At 65.2% G+C, this 21431-nt stretch carries 17 protein-coding genes and 1 pseudogene; 8 read left to right on the top strand and 10 right to left on the bottom strand.

Annotation, left to right across the window (positions count from 1 at the left end):
- Window positions 1–14 precede the first annotated feature (14 nt).
- The gene (locus BC443_RS07210; RefSeq protein WP_139284260.1) at window positions 15–683 is read left to right on the top strand and encodes a hypothetical protein; all 669 of its coding nucleotides are present in this window, start codon (window positions 15–17) and stop codon (window positions 681–683) included.
- Between the two features lie 259 nt (window positions 684–942).
- Here the strand turns inward: BC443_RS07210 and BC443_RS07205 are convergent, their stop codons facing one another.
- The gene (locus BC443_RS07205) at window positions 943–1806 is read right to left on the bottom strand and encodes a YicC/YloC family endoribonuclease (RefSeq protein WP_071231143.1); all 864 of its coding nucleotides are present in this window, start codon (window positions 1804–1806) and stop codon (window positions 943–945) included.
- 172 nt (window positions 1807–1978) lie between these two features.
- Between BC443_RS07205 and rph the strand changes: the two genes are divergently transcribed.
- Window positions 1979–2701: a ribonuclease PH gene (gene rph / locus BC443_RS07200; RefSeq protein ID WP_071231142.1), complete on the top strand. Its 723-nt coding sequence runs from the start codon at window positions 1979–1981 to the stop codon at window positions 2699–2701.
- A gap of 300 nt (window positions 2702–3001) precedes the next feature.
- Here rph and BC443_RS07195 read toward each other — a convergent pair whose 3' ends face one another.
- The 3 genes from BC443_RS07195 to BC443_RS07185 form a co-directional block, all read right to left on the bottom strand.
- Window positions 3002–4135: an alkene reductase gene (locus tag BC443_RS07195; RefSeq protein ID WP_071231141.1), complete on the bottom strand. Its 1134-nt coding sequence runs from the start codon at window positions 4133–4135 to the stop codon at window positions 3002–3004.
- Window positions 4136–4367: 232 nt separating this feature from the next.
- On the bottom strand, window positions 4368–5135 hold the full coding sequence (locus BC443_RS07190; RefSeq protein ID WP_071231140.1) for a glucose 1-dehydrogenase: 768 nt from the start codon (window positions 5133–5135) through the stop codon (window positions 4368–4370).
- Window positions 5136–5179: 44 nt separating this feature from the next.
- Window positions 5180–6559, bottom strand: coding sequence for a GntP family permease (locus BC443_RS07185; RefSeq protein WP_071231139.1), 1380 nt, complete (start codon window positions 6557–6559; stop codon window positions 5180–5182).
- Between the two features lie 329 nt (window positions 6560–6888).
- Between BC443_RS07185 and BC443_RS07180 the strand changes: the two genes are divergently transcribed.
- From BC443_RS07180 to BC443_RS07160, 5 genes are all read left to right on the top strand, one after another.
- A complete protein-coding gene (locus tag BC443_RS07180) occupies window positions 6889–9174 on the top strand; it encodes a prolyl oligopeptidase family serine peptidase (protein ID WP_247643236.1) in 2286 nt (761 codons plus the stop codon).
- 108 nt (window positions 9175–9282) lie between these two features.
- The gene (gene gshB, locus BC443_RS07175) at window positions 9283–10239 is read left to right on the top strand and encodes a glutathione synthase (RefSeq protein WP_071231138.1); all 957 of its coding nucleotides are present in this window, start codon (window positions 9283–9285) and stop codon (window positions 10237–10239) included.
- Window positions 10240–10383: 144 nt separating this feature from the next.
- On the top strand, window positions 10384–10941 hold the full coding sequence (locus tag BC443_RS07170) for a YqgE/AlgH family protein (RefSeq protein ID WP_071231180.1): 558 nt from the start codon (window positions 10384–10386) through the stop codon (window positions 10939–10941).
- The gene (ruvX, locus tag BC443_RS07165) at window positions 10941–11411 is read left to right on the top strand and encodes a Holliday junction resolvase RuvX (protein WP_071231137.1); all 471 of its coding nucleotides are present in this window, start codon (window positions 10941–10943) and stop codon (window positions 11409–11411) included. Before BC443_RS07170 ends, ruvX begins: the two co-directional genes overlap by 1 nt.
- Window positions 11412–11434: 23 nt before the next feature.
- The gene (locus BC443_RS07160; RefSeq protein ID WP_071231136.1) at window positions 11435–11986 is read left to right on the top strand and encodes a cupin domain-containing protein; all 552 of its coding nucleotides are present in this window, start codon (window positions 11435–11437) and stop codon (window positions 11984–11986) included.
- Between the two features lie 76 nt (window positions 11987–12062).
- Here the strand turns inward: BC443_RS07160 and BC443_RS07155 are convergent.
- From BC443_RS07155 to BC443_RS07145, 3 genes and pseudogenes are all read right to left on the bottom strand, one after another.
- A pseudogene (locus BC443_RS07155) lies at window positions 12063–13563 on the bottom strand (aldehyde dehydrogenase).
- Complete coding sequence (locus BC443_RS07150; protein ID WP_071231135.1) at window positions 13560–14963, bottom strand: aspartate aminotransferase family protein; 1404 nt, start codon at window positions 14961–14963, stop codon at window positions 13560–13562. The pseudogene BC443_RS07155 and the gene BC443_RS07150 overlap by 4 nt, the downstream one beginning before the upstream one ends.
- A gap of 58 nt (window positions 14964–15021) precedes the next feature.
- The gene (locus tag BC443_RS07145; protein WP_071231134.1) at window positions 15022–16398 is read right to left on the bottom strand and encodes a glutamine synthetase family protein; all 1377 of its coding nucleotides are present in this window, start codon (window positions 16396–16398) and stop codon (window positions 15022–15024) included.
- 244 nt (window positions 16399–16642) lie between these two features.
- Here BC443_RS07145 and BC443_RS07140 point away from each other — a divergent pair, with 244 nt between their 5' ends.
- Window positions 16643–17395, top strand: a complete 753-nt coding sequence (locus tag BC443_RS07140; protein WP_071231133.1) for a gamma-glutamyl-gamma-aminobutyrate hydrolase family protein — start codon at window positions 16643–16645, stop codon at window positions 17393–17395.
- Window positions 17396–17520: 125 nt separating this feature from the next.
- On the opposite strand, the gene BC443_RS07135 is transcribed toward BC443_RS07140, so the two are convergent.
- The 3 genes from BC443_RS07135 to BC443_RS07125 all read right to left on the bottom strand — a co-directional run bounded on the left by BC443_RS07135 (window position 17521) and on the right by BC443_RS07125 (window position 21421).
- On the bottom strand, window positions 17521–18834 hold the full coding sequence (locus BC443_RS07135) for an FAD-binding oxidoreductase (RefSeq protein ID WP_071231132.1): 1314 nt from the start codon (window positions 18832–18834) through the stop codon (window positions 17521–17523).
- A gap of 42 nt (window positions 18835–18876) precedes the next feature.
- Entirely contained in the window at window positions 18877–19947 is a 1071-nt protein-coding gene (locus tag BC443_RS07130) for a spermidine/putrescine ABC transporter substrate-binding protein (protein WP_071231131.1), read from the bottom strand.
- 109 nt (window positions 19948–20056) lie between these two features.
- The gene (locus BC443_RS07125) at window positions 20057–21421 is read right to left on the bottom strand and encodes a glutamine synthetase family protein (protein ID WP_071231130.1); all 1365 of its coding nucleotides are present in this window, start codon (window positions 21419–21421) and stop codon (window positions 20057–20059) included.
- Between the last annotated feature and the right edge of the window lie 10 nt (window positions 21422–21431).

Here is a 21431-nt window from a genome sequence, read left to right as displayed (position 1 = left end):
ATATGACTGAAAAGATGATTCACTATAGTCAGGACTACGATACGGCTTTTGACCAGTTGCCCCACTACAAGGCTTATCCGCGCATGCGGCCTTTCGTTGGCAGCCAGTATGGGCGGCTCGGTGACAAGATCCTCATGATTGCGGAGAGTCATTACCTTCCAACTGATAGCACCGTTCATATGGATGCGGAGCGCTGGTACGCAGGCAGCGAAGCGGACTTGACTGGTGAACGCGAACCTCGCTGGATTCACACGCGAGGAATTCTCAATAAGTCAGCCGGCAGGTGGCGACCAAGGGGGCATACGATCTACCGACGACTGGAGCAGGCACTCGTCGAGGCAGGGTTCCCCGAAAGTGACAATACTTTCAAGTACGTCGCCTTCATGAATGGTTTTCAGCGACCCGCGGTCGAGGGGTTGAGTCTGAAGCCTCATGAAGCGGATCTGCGGGTGTCCCGCGATACTCTGAACGGCGTGGTAGCTGCGCTGAAACCCGACCAAGTGATCTTCGTCTCCTCGAAGGCCAGAAGGTTCCTCGGCGGCCAGCTAACAGTGGCGTCTCACGGCGTACCGCACCCCGCCTGCGCCTGGTGGTTCAGGGCTTCGAAACGCGGTACCGGGAGAGAGCGGTTCATCAATCTGGTGTCTGGTCTCTACTCTGAAGCAGAAGTCGATTACTCCTGAGCGAGGCGAGTTGTAAAACTCGCTCCGGTCGCCTGAGCCTTCGTGAATACGAAGGGTAATGAGGCCTTTATGGTTGGCTATCCTGCTCCCTTGACCTCTAGTCCTTTACAATAGACGCGATCGGACGTCGAGAGCCAAGGTGGTTCACCGCCATTTTAGCCAGCAGTTGAAATATTCAAATCATCGTTTCGATTAACTTTATAGGCCCGCCTCGGGCATTCAGGTTGGCTCCATCTGTTCAGCCGGTCTTTTTCGGCCCCTACTCCAGATTCTGAATCTGCTCTCTCATCTGCTCGATCAGCACCTTCAGTTCCACCGCGCAGCGGGTGGTGTCGGCGACGATGGCCTTGGATGAGAGGGTGTTGGCTTCGCGGTTGAGTTCCTGCATCAGGAAGTCGAGGCGTCGGCCGATGGGGCCTTTTTGCTTCAATTGGCGTTCGACTTCGGTGACATGGGTTTCCAGCCGGTCGAGTTCTTCGGCGACGTCGGCTTTCTGCGCCACCATCACCATTTCCGCTTCCAGCCGCTGCGGGTCGAGTTCGGCCCTGGCGCTTTCCAGCCGTTCGATCAGCTGCTTGCGCTGGCGTTCGAGAATCGTCGGCAGGTGGGCGCGAACCACGGCGACCTGTTCGCGCACGCCCTGGAGCCGCTCGCTGATCAGTTCCGCCAGGCGCTCGCCTTCGCGGGCGCGGCCGGTCTGCAGGTCGTTCAGTGCGGTCTCGAACAGTTCGAGCGCGGCGGCCTTGACGCTTTCCAGATCCAGACGCTGGGTGGCCATCACGCCGGGGTGGGCGAGCAGTTCCAGCGCGTTGGGCATCGGTGCTTCCGGCAACTGGGCGCGAACCTGCTCCAGCGCCTGGGAGAGCGCGGCGAGCTGATCGGCGTTGATCCCTGGCGCGGCGTTGCCTTCGGCTGGGTCGAAGCGCAGCGAGCACTCCACCTTGCCGCGGGCGAGACGCTGGCGCATCGCTTCGCGGAAGTGCGGTTCGAGATCGCGCAGGGCATCGGGAAGGCGGAAGTGGGGCTCCAGGTAGCGCTGGTTCACGGAGCGCAGTTCGAGCTGCAGGCTGCCCCAGTTGGCCTCGTGGGTCTGGCGGGAGAAGGCGGTCATGCTGTGGGGCATGGGAATTCCTTGAATCGTCGAGCTGGTCGGTCGAGTGTAACCCATCCGTGACGGCATTGGCCGCCGCTCGCTAGCCGTGAATGTGCGGCTGACCCGTGTAGAATGGCCGACCTCCATGAGGCGCCTTCGATGTGGCGCTTCTATCATTGATGTTTTGGATCGAGAGGCTTTCATGCGCCCGAGTGGACGACAACCCGATCAGCCCCGCGAGGTCACGCTGACCCGCGGTTTTACCCGTCACGCCGAAGGCTCGGTGCTGGTGAGCTTCGGAGATACCCAGGTGCTGTGCAACGCCAGCGTCGAAGCCGGCGTGCCGCGTTGGCTGCGCGGCAAGAACCAGGGCTGGGTGACGGCGGAATATGGCATGCTCCCGCGCGCGACCCACACTCGCGGCGGCCGTGAAGCGGCGCGGGGCAAGCAGGGCGGGCGCACGCTGGAAATCCAGCGCCTGATCGGCCGTTCGCTGCGGGCGGCGGTGGATCTGAAGAAGCTCGGCGAGTTCACGATCACGGTCGACTGCGACGTGCTGCAGGCCGATGGCGGCACGCGCACGGCGTCGATCACCGGGGCCTGCGTGGCGCTGGTCGAGGCGCTGCAGTACATGCAGCGCAAGAAGATGATCAAGACCGATCCGTTCCGCCAGCTGGTCAGCTCGATCTCGGTGGGCGTCTACAAGGGCACGCCGGTACTCGATCTGGACTACCCGGAAGATAGCGCCGCGGATACCGACATGAACGTGGTGATGACCGAAGACGGCAAGCTGATCGAGGTACAGGGCACGGCGGAAGCGGAAGCGTTCTCCCGCGCCGAGCTCAACGGCATGCTCGATCTGGCCGAGAGCGGTTGTCAGGCGCTGTTTGCCAAGCAGCATGAGGCGCTGGGCATCCGCCGCTAAGGAAACACTGCCTAAATGTCTGCGCAGGCGAATCGCTGCGTTGCGCGGTGCTGGAGCGCCAGCCCGGTCGGAATCCTCACCTATACCCCATAGGCTCCGGTTGCTGCGCTCCGTGCGCCTTGCGACGGAATGCCGCCCACTTCATCCTGCTCGACGATTTATTCAGCGCTTCCCTAACGCCTGCCGACAGGCAAACGAGAAACGCCCCGATCCTGTGATCGGGGCGTTTCTCGTTGTGGATGATGCAATGATTCGGGACGACCGTCTCGAACGATCGTCAGCGCGATCCGCGAGCCGGGATCAGGATTTTTCCTTGATCATCTTCTCGCGTGCCAGGCGTGCCTGCTCTTCCTCGTAGGTGGGGAAGTCGACGTAGCCGCGAGCATCGCCGCCGTAGAAGGTGTCCGGATCGAACTCGGCCAGCGGCCAGTCGTTCTGCAGGCGTTCGACCAGATCCGGGTTGGAGGTGAACGGGCGGCCGAACACCGGCAGGTCGATGATGCCGTCGTCGACCAGGCGCTGCGCTTCCGCCTTGTCGAGGTTGCCGGCGAACAGCAGCGTGCCGTGATAGGCGTCGCGGAACTTGCGCAGGAACTCGCGCGGCAGCGCGTTCTGCCCCTGGGCGCCCTGATCCATGATATGGACATAGGCCAGGTTGCGCTTGCTCAGCTCTTCGGCGAGGTAGAGATAGGTGCCTTCGATGTCGTCATACAGCGGCATGTCGAACAGCGTGCCGTAGGGCGTCAGACGCACGCCGACGCGATGCTCGCCGATCAGAGCGATGGAGGCGTCGATCGATTCGAGCAACAGGTGGCAGCGATTTTCCCGCGAGCCGCCGTACTCGTCGGTGCGATCGTTGATGCCGGCGTTGATGAACTGCTCGAGCAGATAGCCGTTGGCGCCGTGCAACTCGACCCCGTCGAAGCCGGCATTGCGCGCGTTGAGCGCGGCCTGGCCGAAATCCTCGACCAGCCGGCGGCACTCTTCGGTCGTGGCGGCGCGGGGTTTGGTGGCCGCCAGCATGTCGGGCTGCCCGTCTTCGTTGTAGCCGAAGGCCATGCCGCCTTGCTTATCGGAGCTGCTGATCGGCGCGGCGCCGTTCAACTGGATCGAGGTATGCGAGACACGGCCGACGTGCCAGGTCTGGCAGAAGATCACGCCGCCGCGTTCATGCACGGCCTGGGTCGCTTTCTTCCAGCCGGTGATCTGGTCGGGGCCGAAGATGCCCGGGTTGAACAGGTAGCCCTGGCCCTCGCGGGAGATCGGGCTGCCTTCGGAGATGATCAGCCCGGCGCTGGCGCGCTGGCGATAGTAGAGCGCGCCCATCTCGTCGGGCACGTCACCCTTGGCGCGGGCGCGGGTCATCGGCGCCATGACGATGCGGTTGTTCAGGCGGGTACCGGCAAGATCGAACGGTTCGAAAAGCGATGTCATATCGTGAACTCCTTTTTACGATGCCGTAATCAGCGATGATGTCGTAATCAATGATGACATTGGCCTTGTGACGTCAGGCCAAAAGCAAAACGAGCCCGATCTGGGCTCGCGGTCATTGGACCAAAGTCTAGGAAACAATTAGCCAGCCAACAATGAATCCTTGTGACTGGCCCGATACAGGAAAGCTATCGCCGGCTAACAGCGGTCGCTGGATCGCTGTCGTGAGGCGTGTTCAGACCACCGAGGTCATGCCGCCGTCGACGAACACGTTCTGCCCCGAGACGAAGTTCGATGCGCCGGAGCAGAGGTAGATCAGCGTGCCGACCAGTTCCTCGACCTGGCCCCAGCGTTGCGCCGGGGTGCGCTTCTCGATCCAGGCGTTGAAGTCGTCGTCCTGCCATAGCGCCTGGTTCATGTCGGTCTGGAAGTAGCCGGGGGAGAGGCAGTTGACCTGGATGCCGTAGCGGGCCAGATCCGCCGCCATGCCCTGGGTCAGCAGCGCCACGCCACCCTTGGAGGCGGCATAGGGCACGATGGTTTCCCGGGCGAGCTTCGACTGCACCGAGCCGATGTTGACGATCTTGCCGCTGCCGCGCTCGGACATCGCCGGGCTCAGCGCCTTGGAGACATAGAAAGCGCTGGAGAGGTTGGTGGCGATTACCGCCTCCCAGTCGGCGGGGTCGAAGTCGTTGAACGGGGCGCGCTTCTGCAGGCCGGCGTTGTTGACCAGAATGTCCGGCACGCCGAGACGCTCGATCAGCGGGTCGATGGCGGCCTTCACGGCCTCGGCATCGGTCACGTCGAATGCCACCGCATCGACGCTGGCGCCGGTTTCCGCCGCCAGCTTCCGGGCGGCTTCCTCGGCCGCTTCCTGCCGGCGCCCGTGAAGAATCACGTGGGCGCCCTGTTCGGCCAGCCCGCGGGCCAGCGCGTTGCCCAGCCCGCGCGTGGAACCGGTGACCAGCGCCAGCCGGTCGCGAATGTCGAATAGGTCTTTCATCGTTCTCCCTTATGGCCAATCTCAATGGCTAGCGCGTCTGCGATCTAGAAAATCAGGTAAACCACGCAGGCCAGCACGAACCCGACCAGGGACTCCAGCGCCTGCTGCACGGTCCAGGTCATCAGCGTGGTCTTGACGTCCATTCCCAGCAGGCGGCCCACCAGCCAGAAGCCGGAGTCGTTGACGTGGCCGGCGAAGACCGAGCCGGCGGCGGTGGCCAGCGTGATCGCGACCACCTGCATGGCGGAGAAATCGCCATTGGCCACGGCCGGCGCCATCAGCCCGGCGGCAGTCACCAGCGCCACGGTGGCGGAACCCTGCGCCAGACGCATCACCACGGCGACGAGGTAGGCGGCGGCGATGACCGGCAGGCCCAGGTCGCTCATCGAATCGGACAGCGCATCGCCGATGCCGGAAGCCTGCAGCACGCCACCGAACATGCCGCCGGCGCCGGTGATCAGGATTACCGAGCAGATCGGCCCCAGCGAGGAGTCGACGATCTTCTCCAGGGCGCTGCCGCCTTCGCCGCGACGGCTGCCCAGCACGTAGATCGCCACCAGTACCGAAATCAGCAGCGCGATCGGCGTCTCGCCCAGCGAGGAGAGGAACTGGAACCAGGTGGCGTCGCTGTCGGCCACGCCGGCGGCGCGGGCGAAGTCGAGCCCGGTGTTGAGAAAGATCAGTGCCAGCGGCAGCAACAGCAGCGCGATGACCGTGCCGACGCCAGGCGGATTTTGAATCTCGTCGTTGTCCTGGCCGCCGAACAGGCTCACTTCCAGCCGGAAATCGAAGCGGTTGGCGGCGAAGCGCCCCCACAGGTAACCGGAGAGATACCACATCGGGAAGGCGATGAGGATGCCCACCAGCAGCACCAGCCCGAGGTTGGCGCCGTAGAGCTCGGTGGCGGTGACCGGGCCGGGATGCGGCGGCACGAACACGTGCATCACCGAGAACGCCGCCGCCGCCGGCAGGGCGTAGAGCAGCACCGGACCACCCAGACGCTTGGCCACGGCGAAGATGATCGGCAGCATCACGATCAGGCCGGCATCGAAGAAGATCGGAAAGCCCATGATCAGCGAAGCGATGCCCAGCGCGAACGGGGCGCGGGCCTCGCCGAACAGCGATACCATCCGTTCCGCCAGCACCTGGGCGCCGCCGGAGTGCTCCACCAGCTTGCCCAGCATCGCGCCGAAGCCGACCAGCAGTGCCACCGAACCCAGCGTGCCGGCGAAACTGTCGGTCATGGTATCGACGATGGCGCCGGCGGGGATGCCGGTGGCGAACGCGGTCAGCAGGCTGACCAGCACCAGTGTCGGAAAGGCGTGCAGATGAAAGCGAATGATGAGGATCAGCAGCAGTGCGATCGCTGCCGCGGCGATACCCAACAGCGGTCCTGCCGTCAGGGTTTGCGTCCAGTCGTCCATGAGGCTCTCCCGGAAGTGGTCATTGCGATTCCACCGTTGCACGAAGCCAGAGCACGGCCAATACGACGTTGGTGGCCGGCCGCGCGAACGGTCTGAGCGGTGGCCAGATACGGCCAACACTGGCTGGGTCACTCTCAGCGTCGGACAGCTGGTCACGTATCGCCAATTTTTTATCGCCTGATGGCTGCAATCATTGCGGCCATCAGCCATGAGTCACTGGCGCATGCTAGGCTCAACGGCAGCCACGACTGTTTTCTCGAACTGTTTTTTCGAACCGTTTTTTGAATCGGTTTTTGAACCGTTTTCTGGACCGCTTTCTGGAGATGCCCGTGCTTCACTTTCCGCCTTGTCGTTACCAGTCGGCCGACCCCGAGACGGCCGGCGCCCCGAACGAAGACCCGTACCGCTGGCTGGAGGCGATAGATGGCGCCGAGTCGCTGGCCTGGGTCGAGGACCAGAACCGCCGGACGCTGGCGCGCTTCGCGGACGCCGAGTTCGCGTCGCTGGAGACCGGATTGCGCGAGATTCTGGACGCCGACGACCGCATTCCGTTCGTGGTGAAACGCGGCGAGCATTACTACAACTTCTGGCAGGACGCCGAGCATCCGCGCGGGCTGTGGCGTCGCACCACCTGGGATTCCTATCGGCAGGCACGGCCGGCGTGGGAGGTGCTGATCGACGTCGACGCGCTGAACGCCGCCGAAGGGGAGAACTGGGTCTGGCACGGCGCGAGCTGCCTGGAACCGGCGCATCCCGGCGAGCCCTGGGAGCGAGCCTTGATCTCGCTCTCCCGCGGCGGCGCGGATGCCGACGTCACCCGCGAGTTCGATCTGATCGGCAAGCGCTGGGTCGGGGGCGGGGTCGATCGCGAAGGCGAGGCCGGTTTCGCGCGGCCGGAGGCCAAGGGCGGCATGAGCTGGATCGACCGCGACACGGTGTTCGTCTATACCGACTTCGGTGGCGCCGACTCGGGCTCGGAAAACGATTCGCTGACCAGTTCCGGCTATCCGCGGCGCGTCAAGCGCTGGCGGCGGGGCGAGCCGCTGAGCGAGGCGGAAACCGTCTTCGAGGCCGCCGAGCAGGATTTGATGGCCGTCGCCTTCCACGATAGCACTCGCGGCTTCGAACGCGACTTCATCCATTACGCGCTGGCGTTCTACGAGCAGCGTCTGCTCGAAATCACGCCGGATGGACAGCATGTGCCCATCGAGGTGCCGCTCTCCGCCCAGGCATCGGTCCATCGGGAATGGTTGCTGGTCCATCTGCGCGAGGACTGGACCCTGAATAGCGGGAAAGGCGGGAAAGGCGGGAAAGGCGGGAAAGGCGGGAAAGGCGGGAAAGGCGGGAACGGCGGGAACGACGGGAACGACGCCGCCGTGACGTATCCCAGCGGTGCGCTGCTGGCGATCGACTACGAGACGTTCAAGCGTGGCGATCGCGACTTCACCACGCTGTTCGTGCCGGATGCGCACCGCTCGCTGGAAGGTTTCGAGTGGACACGGCACTACCTGGTGCTGGATGTCCTCGAGGACGTCAAGCATCGCCTCCAGGTGCTGACACCGGGGCAGGGCGACGACTGGTCGCCGCGGCCGTTGGCCGGGTTGCCCGCGACCGGCGAGATCGGCGTCGCGGCCGTCGACGACGAGGAGAGCGATGAGGTCTTCGTCATCATTACCGACTATCTCACGCCCACCACGCTGGCGCGCCTGGACCTGAAACATCGGGATTTGGCGCAACTAGACGCGCCGCCGGAAACGATCAAGCGCGCCCCGAGCTTCTTCGAGACGCAAGGCATGCAGGTGATGCAGCGCTTCGCCACCAGCCTGGACGGCACGTCGATTCCCTACTTTCTGGTGCTGCCGGCCGGCGCGGGAGATCCAGCGAACGGCAACGATGACAGGCCGACCGCGCCGCTGCCGACGCTGCTCTACGGCTACGGCGGCTTCGAGATCTCGCTGACGCCGCACTACATCGCCGGCGCCGGGCGCAGCTGGCTTTCCCGCGGCGGCGCCTACGTGGTCGCCAACATTCGCGGCGGCGGCGAATACGGCCCGCGCTGGCATCGCGCCGCGCTCAAGGGCGAACGGCACAAGGCGTTCGAGGACTTCGCCGCCGTCGCCGAGGATCTGGTCGCCACCGGCGTCACCACGCCGGACAAGCTCGGCATCCAGGGCGGTTCCAACGGCGGCCTGCTGGTCGGCAACATGATCACCCGCTACCCGGATCACTTCGCTGCGGCGGTGTGCGAGGTGCCGCTGCTCGACATGCAGCGCTACCACCTGCTGCTGGCGGGCGCCTCGTGGATGGCGGAGTACGGCGACCCGGACAGCGACGACTGGGACAATTTCCTCAAAGACTACTCGCCGTATCACAACCTGTGCGAGGGCGTGGATTATCCGACGGTGCTGTTCACCACCTCGACCCGGGACGACCGCGTCCACCCCGGCCACGCCCGCAAGATGATGGCGCGCATGGAAGCGATGGGCGCGGGCGACGCCTACTACTACGAAAACACCGAAGGCGGCCACGGCGGCGCGGCGGACAATGCCCAGCGGGCGAAGCTGGGCGCGCTGGCGTGGCGGTTCTTGTGGAACGAGCTGGGTGCTGGCGAGTGAGGCATCCGAGGCCGAGCGGGGAGCTTTGAACGCGATCTCTTTTGGTGACGCGGCGAGAGCTGCGTCATACTGCGGCCCATTCAATATCTCTTCTGGAAGACCCGATCGATGAGCCAGAACGCTATCAAGCTCGGCGTGGTGATGGACCCCATCGCCGATATCACCTACAAGAAGGACACCACCCTGACGCTTTTGTGGGCGGCGGAAGCGATGGGCTGGTCGCTCTACTATCTCGAGCAGGAAGATCTCTACCTTTACGAAGGGCGCGCCATGGGCAGCGTGCGCCCGCTGAAGGTGCATCGCGATCCGCAGCACTGGTATGACCTGGGCGAGCGCGAGGCGATGCCGCTCGGCGAGCTCGACGTGATCCTGATGCGCAAGGATCCGCCGGTGGACAGCCACTTCCTCAACGCCGTCCATCTGCTGGCGTTTGCCGAGCGGGAAGGCACGCTGGTGGTCAACCCGACCCGGGCGCTGTTCGAGTGCAACGAGAAGCTGTTCGCCCAGCAGTTCGCCCACTGCATTCCGCCGACGGTGGTCTCCTGCCGTGATGCGGTGCTGCGCGCCTTCCAGGCCGAGCATGGCGATACCATCTTCAAACCGCTGGACGGCATGGGCGGCACCGGCATCTTCCATATCGGCCCCGAAGGCCGCAATCTCGGCGCGGTGATCGAGCAGCTCACCGAGCGTGGCCAGCGCCAGATCATGGCCCAGCGCTATCTGCCGGAGATCAAGGATGGCGATACGCGCATCCTGCTGGTCGACGGCGAGCCGGTGCCCTACGGGCTGGCGCGCATTCCCAGCGCCGGCGAGACCCGCGGCAACCTGGCCGCCGGCGGCCGCGGCGTCTCCCGCGAGCTGACGGATCGCGACTACTGGCTGGTCGAACAGGTGCAGCCGATGATCCGCGAGAAGGGCCTGCTGTTCGTCGGCCTCGACGTGATCGGCGACTACATCACCGAGATCAACGTCACCAGCCCCACCTGCGTGCGCGAGATCGACGACCAGCGCGGCACCGATATCGCCGCCCAACTGATGGCGGCGATCGCCAAGCGACTCGGCTGATCCGGTCTAGCCGGGCACAGGTGATACACTGGACCCCTTTCCTCCATGACTGGCGGTTCGCGGCCTGTTTGCCGGGCCGGGCCGCTGCGCGATGCCCGACGGAGCCCTATGTCCACGAATAGGCCAACATCCATGCCCATGCCGATGCAGAGCCTCAAACACTATTTCCTGATGGCGATGCCGCACCTGGAAGATCCCAACTTCGCAGGGACGCTGACCTACCTCTGCGATCATGACGACGACGGCACCCTGGGCGTCATCGTCAATCGCCCCTCGGAGCTGACGCTGGACGGGCTGTTCGAGCAGCTCGATATCGAATCCGAGCCCGGCCCGCACAACGACGTGCTGGTCTACAACGGCGGGCCGACCTACCGCGATCGCGGCTTCATCCTGCACCGCGGCAACGCCAGCGACTGGGATTCCAGCATCCAGGTCGCCGACGGCCTGGCGCTGACCACATCGATGGACATGCTGCAGGCGATCGCCCAGCGACGCGGCCCGGAGCAGTACCTGGTGACGCTGGGATGCGCGGGCTGGAAGTCCGGCCAGCTCGAGGACGAGCTCAAGCAGAACACCTGGCTGACCGTCGAAGGCGACGCCGCGATCCTGTTCGAGCGCCCGCCGGAGCAGCGCCTGAGCGCGGCCGCCGGCATCCTCGGGGTCGATCTCAACCTGATGACCCGCGACGCCGGGCACGCCTGATGGCAGCGGCGATGGATGGCAAGCTGGGCCGGCGTCTCGTCATGGCGTTCGATTACGGCACGCGGCGTATCGGCGTGGCGGTCGGCAACGAGATGCTGTGTTCCGCCAGCGGGCTGGAACCGCTGACCGCCCGCGACGGGATCCCGGACTGGGTCAAGGTCGAAAAGCTGCTGAAAGAGTGGCAGCCGGATCTGCTGGTGGTGGGGCTGCCGATTCACGACGACGGCAGCGAATCCGAGATGAGCGTGCGTGCCCGCAAGTTCGGCAACCGCCTGCACGGGCGCTTCGGCAAGCCGGTCGAGATGTTCGACGAGCGCGGCACCACCCGCGCCGCCAAGCTGATCGCCCAGGGGCAGGGCCACAAGGGCAACTACCGCGATCGCGGCGTGGATGGCATCGCCGCGCAGTTGATCCTGGAGAGCTGGTTCAACCGCGAGTCGCTTCCGTCCGGTATCCCCGACGTACGGTGACCATCGCTTGAGGAAGAGAATGGATGTCTGATGATGTCGGCGCTCGCCTGCGAGCCCTGAGAACCTTTCGCGGCATCTCCCAGCGAGAGCTGGCCAAGCGCTGTGGCGTGACCCACTCCAGCCTGTCGCTGATCGAGCAGGGCAAGGTCAGCCCCTCCGTCAGCTCGCTGAAGAAGATCCTCGACGCCATTCCCATGAGCGTGGGGGATTTCTTCACCATGGATCTGGAGAACCGTAACCAGGTCTTCTTCGGCGCCGACGAGCTGACCGATGTCGGCGCCGGCGACGTGATCTACAAGCTGGTAGGGGCCAACCGGGAGTCGCGGGCGCTGTCGTTCATGATCGAGACCTACCCGGCCGGCAGCGATACCGGACGCGAGATGATCGCCCATCAGGGCGAGGAAGCCGGGGTCGTGCTCGAAGGGGAGATCGAGATCACGATCGGCGCCCAGACGCGGACATTGGCGCCGGGCGAGGCGTACTACTTCAACACCAACATCCCCCACCGCTTCCGCAACCCCGGCAAATCGGCCTGCCGGCTCGTCAGCTGCGCCACCCCCGCCAAGACGTTCTGATCGCTCGTGGCGGCCTGCCACGAGCGGTATCGTTTCATGACGACGGGTTCACGACGACGGGTTCACGACGACGGGTTCACGATGACAGCGACATCCAGACGCTCTTGAGCTCGGAGTACTCTGCCAGCGAGTGGTGCGACTTGTCGCGCCCGTTGCCGGACTGCTTGACGCCGCCGAACGGAACGGTCTGGTCGCCGCCGGCCCAGTTGTTGACGAAGACCTGGCCGGACTGAAGACGCCGCGTGACCCGCATGATGCGATCGATGTCCTGGCTCCAGAAGCCGGCCGCCAGCCCGTAGTCGCTGTCGTTGGCCATTGCGATCGCCTCCTCCTCGGTATCGAAGCCGAACACCGACAGCACCGGACCGAAGATCTCTTCCCGGCCGATGACCATGTCGTCGGTGACGCCGTCGAACACGGTCGGGCCGATGAACAGGCCCGGCCCGTCGAGGGCTTTGCCACCCCATGCGCAGCCGCGCCCCTTCCTCTACGCCCTGACGGATGTAGTCCAGCACCCGCTCGTACTGGGTACGGTCGACGATGGCGCCCATGAAGCTTTCCGGGTCCAGCGGATCGCCCGGCTGCATCGATTCGGCGGCGGCGAGCAGCCTGTCGATGAAGGCCTCGCGCACGCTGTTTTCCACCAGCAGGCGTGACCCGGCGATGCAGACCTCGCCCTGGTTGTAGAAGATCGCCTCGGCGGCGTGGCGGGCCACCCGGTCCAGGTCCTTGCAGTCGGCGAAGACGATGTTCGGGCTCTTGCCGCCGCACTCGAGATACACCCGCTTCAGGTTGGATTGCCCGGCGTACTGCAGCAGCTGCTTGCCGACGCCGGTCGAGCCGGTGAAGGCGAGGCAGTTGACCTCCATGGACAACGCCAGGGCCTTGCCGACGGTGTGGCCGAAGCCCGGCAGCACCTGGAAAACCCCGCTCGGCAGGCCCGCCTCGCGCACCAGCGAGGCCAGATAGAGCGCGGAGAGCGGCGACTTCTCGGAGGGCTTGAGGATGACGCTGTTGCCCGCGGCGAGCGCCGGGCCGATCTTCCAGGCCGTCATCATCAGCGGGAAATTCCATGGCACGATGGCGGCGACGACACCCAGCGGCTCGCGCAGCACCAGCGCGAGGGTATCGTCGCCGGTCGGCGCCACCTCGCCGTAGAGCTTGTCGATCGATTCGGCCTGGTGGCGGATGCAGCCGATGGCGCCGCTGACATCGCTCTGGGCGCTGTTGATCGGCTTGCCCATGTCCAGCGTGTCGAGCAGGGCCAGCGTGTCGCGATGGCTCTCCATCAGCGCGGCCAGGCGCAGCAGCGCGTGTTTGCGTTCGGTGGGCGCCAGCCGCGCCCAGTCGCCACGCGTAAACGCCGCGCGGGCCACGGCCACCGCCTTGTCGGCGTCGGCGGCATCGCAGCTCGCCACATCGGCCAGGGTGTCTCCCGTCGCGGGGTTGATCGTGGCGAAGGTCTCGCCGCTTTCGGCCGCCACGAACTCGTCGTCGATGAAGGCGCGTGTCTCGAGACTGGCGGCAAGGGCGGCGGCCTTGGCCTGCCAGTCGGCCAGCGTTGGCGTCAGGCTCATGTCGTTGTCTCCTTCGTTGCCGAAATGGTGGCCCCCCGGGCCTGCAGTCGGCGTGCGGTTTCGTCCAGCGCGGCCGTCGCCAGCGCGAGCAGTTCGTCGATCTGGGCCTCGGTGATGACCAGCGGCGGCGAGATGATCATCGTGTCGCCCACCGAGCGCATGACCAGCCCGAGCTCGAAGCAGATGTCGCGGCAGGTTTCGCCGGCCTTGAGAGACTTGTCGAAGCGCGCCCCGGAGGCCTTGTCGGCGACGATCTCGAGCGCGCCGATCAGCCCCAGGGAGCGGGCCTCGCCGATGAGCGGATGTCGTTCTAGCGCCTTCCAGCGCTTGGCCAGATACGGCCCCGTCACCTGGCGCACCTGCTCGACGACGCCTTCGGCCTTCATCAGCCTGAGGTTCTCGAGCGCAACGGCGGCGCAGGAGGGGTGCCCGGAGTAGGTGAAGCCGTGATGGAATTCGCCGCCGTCGTCGATCAGCGTCCGGGCGACCCGGTCGCCGACCAGCACGCCACCGATCGGCAGGTAGCCTGACGACAGGCCCTTGGCGACCGACATCAGGTCCGGTTCGAGACCGTAGTGAACGCTGCCGAACCATTCGCCCAGACGGCCGAAGCCGCAGATGACTTCGTCCACGACCAGCAGGATGTCGTAGCGCGACAGCACGTCCTTGATCGCCGGCCAGTAGCTTTCCGGCGGGATGATCGCGCCGCCCGCGCCCTGCACCGGCTCGGCGATGAAGGCCGCGACCTTGTCCGGCCCTAGCGCCTGGATGCGCGCCTCCAGCGCCTCGGCGCAGACCTTGCCGAACGCGTCGGGCGACATCTCCTGCCCCTCGCCGAACCAGTAAGGCTGGCGGATGTGGGCGATACCCGGCACGCACGGCCCGCCCTGGGCCTGCATCGGCGCCATGCCGCCCAGGCTCATGCCGGCCACGGTCGAGCCGTGATAGGCGTTGTCGCGGGCGATGATCCACTGCTTTTCGGGCTGGCCCTTGAGCGCCCAGTAGCGGCGCACCATGCGCAACACGGTGTCGTTGGCCTCGGAGCCGGAACCGGTGAAGAACACGCGGTTGATATGAGCCGGCGCCAGGCCGCAGAGGGTTTCGGCCAGTTCGGCCGCTGGCGGGTGGGTCGTCTTGAAGAAGCTGTTGTAGTAGGGCAGCTGCTGCAGTTGCCGGGTCGCGGCATCGACCAGCTCCTGGCGGCCGTAGCCCAGGTTGACGCACCACAGCCCCGCCATCGCGTCCAGAATCTGCCGGCCTTCGTCGTCCTCGATGTAGACGCCGTGGGCGGCGGTGATGAGTCGACTGCCTTCGTCACCCAGCGCCTTGAAGTCGGTGAAGGGATGCAGGTAGTGATCGCGGTCGAGCGCTTTGAGTCTTGCGGCGCCTGGCGGTGTCATGGCGTGCTCCTCCTGGGGGGGGTGCCGGATTTGTGTCGTCGGCGGGACGCTCCACGGGTCAGACGTGACGCAGATACCAGTCGTACTCGAGCCTGCTGACCACCTGCATGGCGGACGCGCGCTCGGCGCGGCGGTTCGCCAGGAACACTTTCAGGAAGTCCCGACCGAGCGCCTCGTTCAACACTTCGGACCGCTCGAGCAGCTCCAGCGCCCGAGACCAGCTGTTGGTCAGTACCGGGTCGAACTGCTCGTAGGCATTGCCGGTGACGATCTCTTCGGGAGAGATCCGGTTGGTGATGCCGTGAATGACCGAGGCGAGCAGGGTAGCCAGCAGCAGGTAGGGGTTGGCATCGGCGCCGCCGACACGATGCTCGATCCGCCGCGCGGCATTCGGCCCGGAGGGAATGCGCAGGGCCACGGAACGGTTGTCGAAGCCCCAGGTCGGTGCCATGGGGACATAGAGCCCCGGCTGAAAACGGCGGAAGGAGTTGAGGTTCGGGGCCATCAGGGCGACGGATGCCGGCATCAGCCTGAGCAGGCCGCCGATGGCGTGGCGCAGCATCTCGGTGCCCAGCGGATTCTCATCGGCGGCGGCAAAGACATTGCGACCGTGGGCATCGAGCAGGCTCATGTGGACGTGCATGCCGTTGCCGGCTTCCGCGTCGTAGGGCTTGGCCATGAACGTCGCTTCGAAGCCATGATTGACGGCGATGCCCTTGATCAGGCGCTTGAGCAGCACCGCGCTATCGCACGCCTTGAGCACGTCGCTGCCGTGCACCAGGTTGATCTCGAACTGCCCCGGAGCGCACTCCTTGAGCGCCGTGTCCAGCGGGAGGTTCTGGGTGGCGGCCGCGGCCTGGATGTCGCCCAGGAACCCGGCGTACTCGTCGAGCTCCGAAATCGAATACACCTGGCTCGTGGTCGCGCGTTCGCCGGTTTCCGGCGAGCGGGGCGGCTGCACCCGGCCCAGGTCGTCCCGCGTGCGATCGACGATATAGAACTCGAGCTCCAGCGCGACGACGGCCGTGAACCCCATCGCCTCGAGGCGCTGCACCTGTTGCGCGAGGACGTTGCGCGGGTCGGCGAAGAACGGGCCGTCGTGCTCGTTGCGCATGGTCATCAGCAATTGTCCCTGGCGGCCGTCCCGCAGCCAGGGCGTCGGCATCAGGGTGCCGGGAATCGGGCGGCAGACCTGGTCGCAGTCGCCGATGTCCAGGCCCAGCCCGGTCTCCTCGATCGTGTTGCCGGTGATATCCAGCGCGAAGACCGAGCCGGGGAGATTGATGCCGTTGACGTAGGCCTTTTCGAGATTTTCCCGGGGAATCCGCTTGCCGCGCAGCACGCCATTGAGGTCGCTCAGCAGCAGATCGATGCTATCGATAGCGGGGTGACGCGCCAGGAAGTCACGAGCCTCGTCGACGGGAAGGGAGGACATGATGTCACCTGCGATCGTTTATTATGGTCGTTGATAGTGTTCCGCCTGCCCGGTATTGTTGTCAAATTATTTACGGGTTATTCGCTGTGCTTCCAAGTTAAATTTAGGCTATTTTATAATTAAATACCTGAATTTAAATGAATATATGGCGATACTTCTGTTTTCCAAGACCGGTGCGTGGCAAGAAAAGCAGACCATCACCTGTTGATAAAAACACAACGGATTCCGGTTCCGAGGAGGCATCATGCAGAAGCGTCCCCTGGTTGGTGTCATTGCCTGCCGCCGCGAGGTGGAAGGCCACCCCGCCCACATGGTCACCGACAAATATCTCGGCGCGCTGCGCGAGTACGGGCTGGAGCCGGTCATCCTGCCGGTCTGGCGCGACGGCGACGCTGGCGCTGCCGGCGCGCTGCTGGATCGTCTCGACGGCCTGATGCTGACCGGCAGCTACACGAACGTGCTGCCGAGTCGATACGATGCGGCGCGGGCGCCGGAAAACACGCGAGACGACCTGGATCGCGATCACGCCGCCATGCTGTGGGTGCCGCTGGCACTGGAACGGCGCCTGCCGCTGCTGGGGATCTGCCGCGGCTTCCAGGAGTTCAACGTGGCCCTTGGCGGCACGCTGCATCAGGCCGTCCAGCGTGTGCCCGGCCTGATGGACCACCGCGAGCCGGAAGGATCGAAAGCACAGCAATATGCGCCGAGCCACGAGATCGACATTCGGCCCGGCGGCCGCCTGGCCAGCCTCTACGGCGAGCGCCAGGAAGGACTGAAGGCGCGGGTCAACTCGCTGCATCAGCAGGGCATAGACCGGCTGGCGGAGGGCCTGTTCGTGGAGGCGGTGGCGCCGGACGGCCTGGTCGAGGCGGTTTCCCTGCCGGATGCCCCCGGCTTTACCCTGGCGGTGCAGTGGCATCCCGAATGGGAGCCCCGGCAGCACGCGCTCTACGATGCGATCTTCCAGGGGTTCGCCCGCGCCTGCCAGCCGCAGTGACGGGCGCTGCCGGCGCTCGCCCGTCCTTGGGCTTCGACCTTCCCGTGCGCCCTGTCGGCGTTTGATCCCAAGGAACTAGATGTCACGGAATCTAGATGACGAGAAACCTCGAGATGACGAGAAACCTAGATGCCGAGCCGGTCGCGTGTCTCGTAGTACCAGGCGCCCAGCGCCGATAGCGGCACGCGCAGCATGCGGCCGCCGGGGAACGGCTGGTGCGGCAGGCCGGCGAAGGCGTCGAATCGCTCGTCACGCCCGGTCATCACTTCGCTGATCAGGCGGCCGGCGAGGTGCGTGCAGGTCACGCCGTGGCCGGAGTATCCCTGGGCGTAATAGACGTTGTCGTTGATGACGCCGAACTGCGGCAGCCGATTCAGCGTCATCAGGAAGTTGCCGCTCCAGGCGTAATCCACCTTGATGTCCTTGAGCTGCGGAAACGTCTTGAGCATCTTGGGGCGGATGACGCCTTCGATATCGGCCGATCCTTCGCTGCCGTAGTTCACGCCGCCGCCGTACAGCAGCCGGTTGTCGCGCGTCAGGCGATAGTAGTCGAGCAGGTAGTTACAGTCCTCCACTGCCATGTCGTTGGGCAGCAGGCGCCGTGCGAGATCTTCGCCGAGAGGCTCGGTGGTGATGATCTGCGTCCCGCAGGGCATGGATTTTCGCTCGAGCTCCGGCATCACGCCGCTCATGTAGGCGTTGCCGGCCATGACGACGCGGTCGGCCCTGATGGTGCCGCTGGCGGTCCTCAGCGTGACCGGGGCGCCATGCTCGAGGGACAGGACCGGGCTCTGCTCGTGAATCACGCCGCCCAGCGACTCCAGGGCGGCTGCCTGGCCCAGCGCCAGGTTCAGCGGATGAAGGTGGCCGCCGGAGTGATCGATCAGCACGCCGGTATAGCGGTCGCTGCCGACCTCACGCCGGTAGGCGTCGCCTTCCAGCAGTTCGAGGCTGTCGTTGCCGTAACGCTGCCACAGCGCCTGATGATGCCTCAGGGCCTCGAGCTGCCTGGCGTTGCAGGCGGCAAACAGGTTGCCGTTGCGCAGGTCGCACTGGATGCCGTAGGTCGCGATGCGCTCGCGGATCACCCGGTTGCCCTCGAACGCCATGTCGCCCAATGCACGAGCCGTCTCGACGCCGTACTTGTCTTCGATCACGTCCATGTCGCGGCTGTAGCTGTTGACGATCTGGCCGCCATTGCGCCCCGAGGCGCCATAGCCGACGCGCGCGGCTTCCAGCACGATCACCTTCAGGCCTTTCTCGGCCAGATGCAGCGCCGACGACAGGCCGGTGAATCCGGCGCCCACCACGCACACGTCGCAGCTGACATCGGCCGACAGCGCCGGGCGCGCCGGCGCGGCATTGGCCGAGGCCGCGTACCAGGAAGCGGGATATTCGAGGGCTGGCGGCGGGTGTTTCACGTCGGAAGGCGCGGACATCCTGGACTCCATGAATGAAAGAACGAAAGGGGTGAAGGCCGATCAGCGGGATCGGGCTTCCGACCACAACTGCTGCAGCAGCTGCAACTGCTCGCCGTCGACGGCGGGCGTCAGCGACAGCCGGGAGCGGGTGTCGGCATCGGGCATCACCGGCGGCTCGCGCAGCTCGGCGGTCAGCATCGGCTGTGCCGCGGCGTTGGGCGAGGTGTACAGGTTGTAGTTGGAGAGCTGGGCCGCGACGTCGGGGCGCAGCAGATATTCGATGAATTTACGCGCGCTCTCCGGATGGGGCGCCCGGGCCGGGATGGCCATCACGTCCACCCAGCGCTGCGAGCCTTCCTTGGGCACGAAGAAGCCGATATTGCCGTAGAGCTCCGGGTCTTCGCTCTTCTTGCTGGCCAGGTCGCCGTTGTAGGCGATGCCGGCGTGGATGACGCCGCTGGCGATCTGCTCGATGGCGGCGGTGGCATCGACGAAACCGACGAAGTTGTCGCGGGCGCGGGTGGCGATGACCATCTTCGCCGCCTCGACCCATGGCGCCTGCCCGACGCAGTCGAACCCCTCGCCCTGGTAGGCGCAGATGGTGGAGAAGGTGAACTGGGCATCCCCCTTGAGCAGGGCAAAGGGGTAATCGGCGTTGACGGCGGGATCGTACAGCAGCCCCCAGCTGGGGTCCGGGTCGGGGAAGGTGTCGGTGTTGTAGACGATGCCGGTCACGCCCCACTGATACGGCACGGTATAAGTGTCTTCCGGGTCGTAGGCCGGGTGGCGGAAATCCGCCATGATGTTGTCGATGCCTTCCAGTGCCTGGTCGTCCGGCGCGAGCGGCTGGATCAGCCCCGCCCCGATGAGGCGCGGCACGAAGTAATCCGACGGAATGACGATGTCGTACTGGGCGTCGCCGCCGGCGTTCAGCTTGGCCAGCATCTCGGCGTTGGAGTTGTAGTAGTTCTCCACCACGTCGATGCCGGTTTCGGCCTCGAAATTCGCGATGATCTCCGGATCCATGTACTCGGTCCAGTTGAACAGGTTCAGCTGTGACCGAGCGTCCGCCAGGGCGCTGCCGCTCATCACTCCCGCTGCCATCAAGACCGCCCAGTGCTTCGCTTTCATGGTGCCTCCTGGTTGCCTGTCCGTCGTCTTGCGAATCGTTGTTTCAAGATTCGTCGTCTCTCGTGAGCCGTCTCGTGAACCATCGTCTGAATCGTCGTCACGGCCCGGGTCAGACCCGCAGCAGCAGATGCTCGCGTTCCCATGAGCTGATGACGCGGAAGTAGGCGCGGTGTTCCGTGTGCTTGACGGCGAGATAGCTGTTGGTGAAGCGTTCGCCGAGGATCTCCGCCAGGGCAGTACACTCCCGCATGCGATCCAGGGCCGGGCCGATGTCGTCCGGCAGCTTGTTGCCGCTGGCCCAGGCCGAGCCGACCATTGGCGGGCGCGGTTCTATCTGGCCGATCATGCCGAGATAGCCGCAGGCCAGCGAGGCGGCCAGCACCAGATAGGGGTTGGCGTCGGCCCCGGGCAGCCGGTTCTCGACCCGGGTCGCGGCCGGGGTGGAGACGGGCACCCGCAGGCCGACGGTGCGGTTGTCCGTGCCCCAGTCGACGTTGATCGGCGCCGAGCCGCTGGCCTCGTGGCGAAGCAGGCGACGATAGGAGTTCACGTTGGGCGCCAGCAGCGGCATGGCGGCCGGCAGATAGCGCTGAAGGCCGCCGATGAAATGGTGGAACAGGGTGCTGGTCTGGCCCTCTTCACCGGCAAACAGGTTGTTGCCCTGGGCGTCGACCAGGCTCTGGTGAATGTGCATCGAGCTGCCCGGCTCGTTGGCCATCGGCTTGGCCATGAAGGTCGCGTACATGCCGTGGCGCAGCGCCGTCTCCCTGAGGACGCGCTTGAACATGACCACCTGGTCCGCCAGCGCCAGCGGGTTGCCGTGCTGGAAGTTGACTTCCATCTGGCCGGCGCCTTCTTCGTGGATCAGCGTGTCCAGGTCGAGGTGCATCGCCTCGCAGTAGTCGTACATCTCCTCGAACAGCGGATCGAACTCGTTGACCGCGTCGATGGAGAAAGACTGCCGGCTGCTCTCCTGGCGTCCGGTGCGGCCGATCGGCGGCTCGAGAGGATAGTCAGAGTCGATGTTGGTCTTGACCAGATAGAACTCGACCTCGGGGGCGACCACCGGTCGCCAGCCTCGCTGTTCGTAGAGTTCCAGAACGCGTTTCAGCACGTGGCGGGGCGAGAGATCGACCGGCTCGCCCGTCAGGTAGTAGCAGTCGTGGATGATCTGGGCGGTGGGGTCGTCCGCCCAGGGCACCAGGAAGGCGGCATTGGGGTCGGGCACCAGCTCCATGTCCCGTTCCGCGGGATTCCAGAAGCGGATGTCCTCGTCGTCCGGGTAACCGCCGGTGACGGTCTGGATGAAGATGGAGTCCGGCAGTCTCGGCCGCCCTCCGTTGAGATACTTGCTGGCCGGCATGATCTTGCCCTTGAGAATGCCGGTGAGATCGGTCACCAGGCTCTCGACTTCGGTGATGCCGTGCTGCTGAAACCAGTCCTTGAGCGGTGACGATTCCTGGTGGTGACTCATGTGAGTGTCC

Source organism: Salinicola sp. MIT1003 (genome assembly GCF_001858555.1).
Lineage (GTDB): Bacteria > Pseudomonadota > Gammaproteobacteria > Pseudomonadales > Halomonadaceae > Salinicola > Salinicola salarius.
Note: the sequence above shows the minus strand (reverse complement) of the source record. Positions and strands in the feature narration are given on the sequence as shown.

What these genes read in the sequence shown, in the direction of transcription:
- BC443_RS07210 (WP_139284260.1), top strand. Translation starts at nt 15, where the DNA reads ATGATTCACTATAGTCAGGACTACGATACGGCTTTTGACCAGTTGCCC.
- gshB (WP_071231138.1), top strand. Translation starts at nt 9,283, where the DNA reads ATGAGCCAGAACGCTATCAAGCTCGGCGTGGTGATGGACCCCATCGCC.
- BC443_RS07150 (WP_071231135.1), bottom strand. Translation starts at nt 14,963, where the DNA reads ATGACACCGCCAGGCGCCGCAAGACTCAAAGCGCTCGACCGCGATCAC.
- rph (WP_071231142.1), top strand. Translation starts at nt 1,979, where the DNA reads ATGCGCCCGAGTGGACGACAACCCGATCAGCCCCGCGAGGTCACGCTG.
- BC443_RS07185 (WP_071231139.1), bottom strand. Translation starts at nt 6,559, where the DNA reads ATGGACGACTGGACGCAAACCCTGACGGCAGGACCGCTGTTGGGTATC.
- BC443_RS07170 (WP_071231180.1), top strand. Translation starts at nt 10,384, where the DNA reads ATGCAGAGCCTCAAACACTATTTCCTGATGGCGATGCCGCACCTGGAA.
- BC443_RS07135 (WP_071231132.1), bottom strand. Translation starts at nt 18,834, where the DNA reads ATGTCCGCGCCTTCCGACGTGAAACACCCGCCGCCAGCCCTCGAATAT.
- BC443_RS07125 (WP_071231130.1), bottom strand. Translation starts at nt 21,421, where the DNA reads ATGAGTCACCACCAGGAATCGTCACCGCTCAAGGACTGGTTTCAGCAG.
- BC443_RS07130 (WP_071231131.1), bottom strand. Translation starts at nt 19,947, where the DNA reads ATGAAAGCGAAGCACTGGGCGGTCTTGATGGCAGCGGGAGTGATGAGC.
- BC443_RS07205 (WP_071231143.1), bottom strand. Translation starts at nt 1,806, where the DNA reads ATGCCCCACAGCATGACCGCCTTCTCCCGCCAGACCCACGAGGCCAAC.
- BC443_RS07140 (WP_071231133.1), top strand. Translation starts at nt 16,643, where the DNA reads ATGCAGAAGCGTCCCCTGGTTGGTGTCATTGCCTGCCGCCGCGAGGTG.
- BC443_RS07195 (WP_071231141.1), bottom strand. Translation starts at nt 4,135, where the DNA reads ATGACATCGCTTTTCGAACCGTTCGATCTTGCCGGTACCCGCCTGAAC.
- BC443_RS07160 (WP_071231136.1), top strand. Translation starts at nt 11,435, where the DNA reads ATGTCTGATGATGTCGGCGCTCGCCTGCGAGCCCTGAGAACCTTTCGC.
- BC443_RS07145 (WP_071231134.1), bottom strand. Translation starts at nt 16,398, where the DNA reads ATGTCCTCCCTTCCCGTCGACGAGGCTCGTGACTTCCTGGCGCGTCAC.
- BC443_RS07190 (WP_071231140.1), bottom strand. Translation starts at nt 5,135, where the DNA reads ATGAAAGACCTATTCGACATTCGCGACCGGCTGGCGCTGGTCACCGGT.
- ruvX (WP_071231137.1), top strand. Translation starts at nt 10,941, where the DNA reads ATGGCAGCGGCGATGGATGGCAAGCTGGGCCGGCGTCTCGTCATGGCG.